This window comes from Rhizobium leguminosarum bv. viciae USDA 2370 (assembly GCF_002008365.1).
GTDB classification, from domain to species: Bacteria; Pseudomonadota; Alphaproteobacteria; order Rhizobiales; family Rhizobiaceae; genus Rhizobium; species Rhizobium leguminosarum.
This window is the reverse complement of record NZ_MRDL01000035.1, coordinates 54,738-61,219: the sequence shown is the minus strand read 5'-3', so window position 1 is coordinate 61,219 and position 6,482 is coordinate 54,738. Positions and strand designations below refer to the sequence as shown.

The 6,482-nt window shown below is 62.1% G+C and carries 5 protein-coding genes and 1 tRNA gene; 4 read left to right on the top strand and 2 right to left on the bottom strand.

The window, feature by feature from the left end; all coding sequences use genetic code 11:
* The first annotated feature begins 3 nt into the window (after positions 1-3).
* The 4 genes from BS629_RS15030 (at position 4) to BS629_RS15015 (ending at position 2,555) form a co-directional block, all read left to right on the top strand.
* Positions 4-80, top strand: a tRNA-Met gene (locus tag BS629_RS15030).
* Between the two features lie 409 nt (positions 81-489).
* Positions 490-1,491 carry an NADH-quinone oxidoreductase subunit NuoH gene (nuoH, locus tag BS629_RS15025; RefSeq protein WP_018243738.1) on the top strand — a complete coding sequence of 334 codons (1,002 nt, stop codon included), beginning with the start codon at positions 490-492 and terminating at the stop codon, positions 1,489-1,491.
* A gap of 10 nt (positions 1,492-1,501) precedes the next feature.
* The gene (locus tag BS629_RS15020; RefSeq protein ID WP_017961924.1) at positions 1,502-2,068 is read left to right on the top strand and encodes an NADH-quinone oxidoreductase subunit I; all 567 of its coding nucleotides are present in this window, start codon (positions 1,502-1,504) and stop codon (positions 2,066-2,068) included.
* 46 nt (positions 2,069-2,114) lie between these two features.
* Positions 2,115-2,555, top strand: coding sequence for a CBS domain-containing protein (locus tag BS629_RS15015; protein WP_018243737.1), 441 nt, complete (start codon positions 2,115-2,117; stop codon positions 2,553-2,555).
* 56 nt (positions 2,556-2,611) lie between these two features.
* Here the strand turns inward: BS629_RS15015 and nuoG are convergent, their stop codons facing one another.
* Positions 2,612-5,179 carry an NADH-quinone oxidoreductase subunit NuoG gene (gene nuoG, locus BS629_RS15010; RefSeq protein WP_018243736.1) on the bottom strand — a complete coding sequence of 856 codons (2,568 nt, stop codon included), beginning with the start codon at positions 5,177-5,179 and terminating at the stop codon, positions 2,612-2,614.
* A gap of 33 nt (positions 5,180-5,212) precedes the next feature.
* A complete protein-coding gene (gene nuoF, locus BS629_RS15005; protein ID WP_018243735.1) occupies positions 5,213-6,478 on the bottom strand; it encodes an NADH-quinone oxidoreductase subunit NuoF in 1,266 nt (421 codons plus the stop codon).
* Positions 6,479-6,482 lie beyond the last annotated feature (4 nt).

The following is a 6,482-nucleotide window of genomic DNA, read 5'->3' as shown; positions in this document are numbered from 1 at the left end:
TAACGCGGGGTGGAGCAGCCCGGTAGCTCGTCAGGCTCATAACCTGAAGGCCGCAGGTTCAAATCCTGCCCCCGCAACCAACGATACTTGCAAATTTGCCCATGCAAGTCGCTTGACAGAAAGCTCCTCGACATAACCCTCGAGGAGCTTTTTTGCGTTTCTGCTGGGTGTCCAGCTCCCCGGACGCCAGCTGACTTGCCACGGAACTTTCATCAGGCAGCAATGAGAGCCTCGGCGGTTTTGGTACGCAAGATGGCGCGATGCAACCGGCGGAAACGCGAAGCTTTCATCTTGCACAGCGAAACCACTCGTCTCAAAACGTCCTGAGCCCGGACACATCATAGCCAGCGACGACATAATTGCGACGGCATTGTATGAGGTGCGTCGCCGTTGTACCATGTAGTCTGACAAGTGCGCGCAGTGCTCATTGTATAGCCGGAGCCAAAGTCTGGTCGTGCGCTTCAACCCGATGAATAAGTAGCCGGGATCATGGAACTTATCGTCGCCCTTGGCCTGATCGTCTTGAAGGTCGCGTTGCTGATTGCGATCCTGCTGTTGCTACCCTTGCCGCTAACCTGGCTGGAACGCAAGATCGCCGGGCACATGCAGCAGCGGATGGGGCCGATGCGCGTGGGATGGCACGGGCTGTTGCAGCCGGTGGCGGACGGAATCAAGCTCCTGACCAAAGAGGATCACATCCCGGCCGAGGCCGACCGGTTCCTGTTCAAACTGGCGCCAATCCTGGCGCTCGCCCCGCCCTTTGTGGTGTTCGTCGCGATCCCCTTCGGCGAAACTGTCTCGGTCCTCGGCCACGAGATCACGCTCTACGTCTCCAACATGAATGTGGCGCTCCTTTTTGTTTTCTCGGTGATCGGGATCGAGGTCTATGGCGTCATCTTCGGCGGCTGGGCCTCCAACAGCAAGTACGCTGTTCTGGGCAGCCTCAGGACCTGCGCGCAGATGATCAGCTACGAGATCCCGATGGGGTTCGCGGTCATCGGCGTGGTCATGCTGGCGCAATCCATGAGCCTGCTCGAGATCGTGCGGGCGCAGGCCGATGTCTGGAACATCGTCTACCAACCGGTCGGATTCTTCGTGTTCTTCGTCGCCGGGGTCGCCGAAGCGCAGCGCATTCCCTTCGACCTGGCGGAGGCGGAGGGTGATCTGGGGGCCGGGTTCCATACCGAATACAGCGGTATCCGCTTTGCCTTCTTCATGGTCAGCGAATATGCCATCGTATTGCTTGTGTCGGTCCTGGTGGTGATCCTGTTCTTCGGCGGTTGGAACGGAGTTCTGATTCCCTTGCCACCGCTCCTGTGGTTTGTGCTGAAGATCGCGTTCTTCGTCTATGTGTTTATCTGGTTCCGCTTCACTTTCCCCCGCTACCGCTACGACCAACTGATGGCGATCGGATGGAAAGTCTTGCTTCCTCTTTCAATGGCGAACATAATTATAACCGGTGTACTTTTAGGGGTCGTAGCGGCTCCGTAGCGAGGCGGCGATGTCGCGCGCGCAGGACAGAGTTGGAACATGGATTGGTTGGGCGTTCTTTGCCGATCTGGCGAGCGCCTTGGCTCTGACCTTCGGCTACATGTTCTCCAGATCCGTGACCATGCAGTATCCGGACAAGGAAAAATGGCTGCCCTACTCCCGCTATCGCGGGCATCACTTCCTGACGCGTGATGAAGAGGGCGAGATCAAGTGCGTGGCCTGCGAACTCTGCGCGCGGATCTGTCCCTGCGACTGTATCGAAGTCGTCCCCTACGAGGACGAGAAGGGCAAGCGGCACCCGGCCAAATTCGAGATCGACACGGCCCGCTGCCTGTTCTGCGGGCTGTGCGAGGACGCCTGCCCGGCGGACGCGATCGCGCTTGGCCAACAATACGAATTCTCGAGTTTTTCCTCAGCTGACCTGGTGATCGGGCGCGATGATCTGCTCGCCAAGCCGGGTAAGGCGGCGACCGGCGGCGGCGTGGTTGCCGCGCGCCTGAATACGAAGAAGGACGTACTTGTCGAGACGAAAGAGACGCAGGGCTACAACTGGTGGCGGAATATCCGGCGAACATGAACGCGCGCCAGCTGTCAAACCGAAGCGCTCGGAAAGAGAGGCTCAGATGTTTGTCGGTGAAATCATGAAAAACAAGGGTGTCGGGGTCATCGCAGTTGCTCCCGATCAGACGATGGTGGAGGTACTGCGGCTGTTTCGAGACAACAATATCGGCTTCGTCGTCGTCAGGCGATCGAACGGCAAATACCTCGGTACGCTGTCGGAGCGGGACTGCTGCAATGCGGTGGCGGAATACGGGGCCGAGGCGGCGGCAAAGCGGGTCGCGGACATCATGAACCGCAATGTGGCGACGTGTTCGACACAGGATTTGCTGCCCGTCGCGATGGGGATCATGACCCAGCGGCGTACACGCCATGTGCTGGTCACGGATGGAGGCGACGTTGTCGGCGTGGTCAGCATCGGCGACGTGGTTAAACACAGGCTCGACGAAGCGCAGCGTACAGAGCAGGATCTGCAGGATTACATATGCGGGACCAGGTATCACTGAAGACGCCGGGGCGGGCAGCTTGCCGCAGAGCCTTGCGGTGCCCCGACCCCAGATCTTCAGACCCCACGCCAGATTCGGCCTGGGCGGTCGACCTCAAGAGTGGCATGCGCCTTCTGAACTTCCACCGCGCATGGATATTCGCCCCGCCGCAGCAGGCTGTTGAGACGCAAGGCTCTATAGTTTTCCGGAACGAAGACGAGGCCCTTGGGAAACTGCCTGTCGACCTTGAGCTGCGCCGTCAGTTCGCCTTGGCCGGAACGCACGATTACCTGATCGCCATCCGAAAGGCCAAGCTCCGCGGTGTCCTGCGCGCTCATCGCGACATAGGGATCGTTGGCGACCGTGTTCAGGATGTCCGACCGTTCGGAAAGATATCCGTTGTGGAACAGGCAGTCGCCGGTGATCAGCATGAGCCGGTCGGCTGCTGTCGGGACGGGCGGCGGCGCAGGGAGCATGCCAGCCGATAGTGTTGGCACCGCCTTGGTGAAAGCGCCGTCGGCGCCAAGCCCGTCCTGCGTCAACCCCTGATAGGCCGGAACCAGCCGGGCAATCTCGTCGAAAATTTCGGCTTGCGTCGATGGCCGCAGCGCCTGGTTGCGTAGCGCCGCGACGAAGTCGACAATCGCCAGATTGCCTCGCGCCTCGAAAACGGGCTCACGGAATTTGCGAACATTCTGGATCCGACCCTCGTTGTTGGTGAACGTTCCAGATTCCTCGCCGTAGCCCCCCGCGGGCAAGACGACCTCGGCCATGCCCGCCGTATCCGTGAGGAACGCGTCCTGCACGATCAGGAGATCGGCGGCGCCAAGCGCCCGCGTCACAAAGTTCCGGTCGGGATAGGCGACCAGGGGGTCGGTTCCGACGATGTAGAGCGCGCCCATCCGCCCACCGACACAGAGGTCCAGCATGGCGTCGAGATCCGCGCCCGGTTCAGACGGGATTTCGGCGCCCCAGTTTCGCGCAAGAGTTGCGCGCGCCGTGTCATCGGCGACCGCCCGCAGCCCCGGCAGAGCCGCCGGCAGGACCCCCATGTCCCAGGCGCCCATCTGGTTGGCACGGTCGAAGAGAAACTGCATCGCCGGGCCTTTGCCGAGCAGGCGGAGAACGTGCAGCAGGTTGTTGAGCTGCTGCAGCGTCGCGCGCGCTTCGGGTGATCTCAGGAGGTCGACGCTGACAAGCACGGTGACGCTGCGGCCTTCCATGAGCGCGGCGGCCAGGCGATCCGGCCCGTCACTGCCGGCGCCCGCCGCCGGCCTGTCGATGTCCGCAAAAGCGCCGCCCGGCAAGGCCTGACCAGCTGCCGCCACAAGACCGGCCACCACCGCCGCAAGGCTTGCCGCTTCTCCGCCCGGAGGCACACGAACCACCACCCTGGCATCGGCGTCCAGACGCGATGGCCGCGCCGATAGCATGAGCAATCCGGTCTGCCGCCGCCGCGCCCCGTCCCGCAGCAGGTATTCGGTGACTGGGTTCTCCTCGGTTATATTGCCTCCGACGACGAGCACGCAGTCGTTGCCGATTACGTCGTCCAGCGGCGTGCGGCTGTAGAAAGTTCCCAATAGCGGGCCGAGCGTATCGAAGGGCGCGGCCCAGCGTGACGAACAATCAATGTTGTTGGTCCGGAATACCGTTCGCATCAGCTTCTGGAACTGATAAAGCACCTCGTTGGGCAGGCGAGGCGAGGCCAGCCCGCCGGCATCCTTGGTCTCGACGGCCAACAGTCGCCGACGCAGATAGTCCCCCGCTTCGTCCCAGGAAACCGGAACCAGGGCGCCATCCTGACGGATCATTGGCTGCTTGATCCGGTCCCGGCTTGCAACGAAATCGAGGCCGAAGCGTCCTCGCACGCAGAGAGTTTCGTGGTTGACACCTTCGTCCCACTTCGAGCGCACCCGCATGAACTCGCCCTTGCGCGTGCCCACCGTCAGCTGGCAACCGGTGCCACAATGCGGGCAGACCGTGTCGGTCTCTACGAGATCCCAGGGGCGCGCCTTGTAGCGGTAGGGGAAGCTCATCAGCGCGCCGACCGGGCAGACCTCGACGCAATTGCCGCACTGGTCGCAACTCGCCAGACTGCCCTCGAAGCCGGTGACGGCGGTATCCATGCCTTTTTCGATGGTGCCTAGCGCCACCGCACCGACGACCTCCTCACACATCCGGACGCAGCGCTGGCACTGGATGCAGCGGTTGACGTTCATGATGATGACCGGGCTCAGACGAATGTCCTCGGAGTGGAACACACGTTTGTCATCGCGGAATTGGCTTTCGCGGGGCCCGTAGGCCATTACCATGTCCTGAAGCTCGCATTCGCCGCCCTTGTCGCAGATCGGGCAGTCGAGGGGGTGGTTGGCGAGCAGCATGTCGAGCATGGAAGAGCGCGTTTCCTCGATCAGAGGCGTGTTCGTCCGCACGACCATGCCATCGGTGGCCGCAGTGGCGCAGGACGGCTGCAACCGCCGCACGCCCTCGATCTCCACCAGGCACATGCGGCACGAAGCCAGCGGCGGCAGCCGCTTCAGATAGCAGAAGGTCGGGACGTCGATGCCCAAACGCTGGGCGGCCTGCAGCACTGTCGAGCCAGCCTCAACTTCCAGCGTTTGTTCGTCGATCGTGACTTTAAGCATGGTTTCCTCACAACCCTGATCCAGCACACTTCTTCAGTGAAACGGGCACCTCCGCTCCTCGACATGGGCGACGAATTCATCTCGGAAATGCGCGAGTGCTGCACGCAATCCCATCGCTGCACCGTCACCCAAGGCACAAAACGTATTGCCGAAAATGCCCTTGCAGAGCATCTCCAGCTGCTCCAGATCGCCGGGTGCGCCATCCCCGCCTTCAACCCGGCGCAGGACCTTCACGACCCAGTTCAATCCTTCCCGGCAGGGCGTGCACTTGCCGCAGGACTCATGGTGGAAGAACTCGATGATCCTGGTGGCGACCTTGACCATGCAGGTGCTATCGTCGATCACGATAACGCCAGCCGAACCGAGCATCGAGCCGGCGGCAGCCAGCGAGTCAAAATCCATCCTCACGTCCAGCCCTTGCTCAGGGATGACCGGCGCTGAGACCCCGCCCGGGATCACCGCCTTGATCTTGCGTCCCGGCAACGCCCCGCCGGCATGTTCCTCGACCAGCTCGCGCAGCGGTATGCCCATCGGCAACTCGTAGAGGCCGGGTTTGCGCACCTGCCCACTGAGGCAGTAGAGCTTCGGGCCCGGGCTCTTGTCCGGGCCGATGCCGCGGAACCAGTCCGCGCCCCGCGCCACGATATGCGGCACGCAGGCCAGCGTCTCGACATTGTTGATCACAGTCGGGCTGGCATAGAGCCCGGCCACGGCCGGAAACGGCGGCTTCAATCGCGGCTGCGCCCGCTTGCCCTCGAGCGACTCGAGCATCGCAGTCTCCTCGCCGCAGATATAGGCGCCTGCGCCGCAGTGGATGTGGACGGCGAAATCGAAATTCGAGCCCAGAATGCCCGTTCCCAGATAACCCTTTTCGTGTGCCTCGGCGATCGCCTGCTCCAGGCGGCGGATCGCCGTCATATATTCTCCGCGGATGTAGACATAGGCAGTTTTGGCCCCAATCGCATAGGCGCTTACCGCCAGCCCCTCGATGAGTTGATGCGGATCGCGCTCCATGATGATCCGGTCCTTGAAGGTGCCTGGCTCGCCCTCATCGGCGTTGCAGCAAAGATATTTCGGCTTGTCGACCTGCTTCGGCACGAAACTCCATTTCATGCCCGTCGGGAATCCGGCACCGCCGCGACCGCGCAGGTTGGACTGTTTGACGAGGTTAACGACCTCGTCAGGCGTGTATTCGCGCAGCGCCTTCGCCAGTGCCTGGTAGCCGCCGTCAGCCTCGTAGGTCGACAGCAGGTGACTGTCCGGCACGGCGACATTCTTGAGGAGAACCGGCTCGAACATGGCG